This window comes from Pedobacter sp. 01T416_2, assembly GCF_056398925.1.
Map to the genome: position 1 here is coordinate 1 of NZ_JBFTQI010000973.1, position 1,915 is coordinate 1,915.

A 1,915-nucleotide genomic window follows, 5' to 3' on the forward strand; every position below is an offset into this window, starting at 1 on the left:
TCCAATCTTCGCTTTTTCAATTGCTTTCTGCAAAACACTTATGGTCTCATCATAAACATTTACCGGAACAGGGAAGGGATGTCCGTCTTTGCCGCCATGTGCAAAAGAATAACGGGCAGGGTCGCTAAATCGCGAAGGTGTACCATAAATCACCTCACTCACTAAAGCCATCGATTGTAAGGTTCTTGGCCCCATGCCTTCGAGTAATAATAATTCCTCAAAATCTCTCGGCTGCTTTTCCTGTGCAAGCCATAAAATACTTCCTAAACGTTTTAAATCTACATCTTTCGATTTTACCTCATGATGATCGGGCAATACCAATTTTTGTATTTCATTAAGCATTCTCACTGGCGATTCAGTTGTAATGCTCATCATACTCTGCCTCGTTTTATCAGCATCATTAGCCGTTAGATTTAAGATCTTCCCTTGATTAATGCCACAGATACCCGTATGCGGTTCTTCGACAAAAGATTTTAGGTTTTCAGAATGCCAATGGTATCTTCTTGCTGTCGAGCTACTATCGCTCATGCCTTGTTGCACCACTGCCCAATCGCCTTCGCTGCTTAAAATAAAACTATGAAGATACAATTGAAAACCGTCTTGAATGGCTGTATTGTCTACTTTTGCACTGAGTTTACTGGCCCGAACCAACGCTGTCCCATTTAAACCCGTTTTGTCGGCAATTTTTAAAAGTTCATTAGGCGTTTCTCTGCTGTGTTTTCCTTTGCCTCCGCAAATGTAAATTCCCAACTCTTTCGATAAGGGATTAATCGATTTCTTCAAAGCGCCCATTACCGATGTCGTAATTCCAGACGAATGYCAGTCCATACCCATTACAGCACCTAAACTCTGAAACCAAAAAGGATTGCTTAAACGGCGTATTACTTCTGCTTTACCATATTCTAATAGTATCGCTTCCGTTATAGCCAGGCCAAGTGTTGCCATACGCTGCGCCAGCCATGGTGGTACATGGCCATAATGTAGGGGTAAATCTGCGCTTCCTGATCTTTTCAATACTAACAAATTTAGTAAAATATTATTTAAAGTAAAGGCTTTATTTTATTGGCGATAGAAAGGGACTGACTTTAATAAAAGCGATTAACCGGTGTAAGCTAAACTTGATTGGAGTGAGCATGTCGATTTTTCACGGCATAAAACGGAAAGCAAGGCCGAACCTAACCTAATAATTACAACTATTGCTTTTCAGAAAAAACGATTGGTGATATTTTTTGTTATTTTGAGAAACAATAATACTAGCGAAGGCTCATTTTATACATGCGGAAATTCTTACAACGTTTACTTAGTGCTTGGATTATTCGCATGTCGAATAAATTTGGTTCAAGACCRAACCGTAAACGCATCCATGCAGCTTTAAATAAACTGTACAAAACCATCAACACAACACCTGGTAAACGTGGACTTATTTTTGATGTTGCCAATACTGATAAATTTATCGTTTTATCTGACCAGCATAAAGGTGCCCGTGATTATGCCGATGATTTTACTTTAGCTAAAAAGAATTATTTAAAGGCGCTCGAATACTATAACCAACAAGATTTCCATTATATTAATTTGGGTGATAGCGAGGAACTTTGGGAGAATTTGCTAGAATCTGTAATTAAACACAATCAGGCTACTTTCGAAGCAGAAAAAGCTTTTATTTCAAAAAACCATTTCACTAAAATATTTGGTAACCATGATTTATACTGGGATAATGATCCTTTAGCGGGATTTAACCTCAATAGAATTTACGGAACTAAAATCCATATTTACGAAGGTGCAATATTACGGATCACAGTGGGGGAAAGTAAGCTTGATATTTTCTTAACCCACGGCCATCAGGGCGATTTACAGAGTGACGGAAACTGGTTTAGCAAATGGTTTGTGAGTACAATATGGGCACCACTGCAATCAT

General features: G+C 38.6%; 2 protein-coding genes. One reads left to right on the forward strand and one right to left on the reverse strand.

Translation table 11 applies throughout. From position 1 onward, the window contains the following. Positions 1 to 1,014, reverse strand: a 1,014-nt coding sequence (locus tag AC1DPQ_RS26445) for a DUF763 domain-containing protein (protein WP_477611389.1), incomplete at its 3' end; no start/stop codon positions are given. A 306-nt stretch (positions 1,015 to 1,320) separates the two neighbouring features. Between AC1DPQ_RS26445 and AC1DPQ_RS26450 the strand changes: the two genes are divergently transcribed. Further along, positions 1,321 to 1,915 (forward strand): metallophosphoesterase family protein (locus AC1DPQ_RS26450; protein WP_477611390.1); only part of this gene is annotated, 595 nt, incomplete at its 3' end.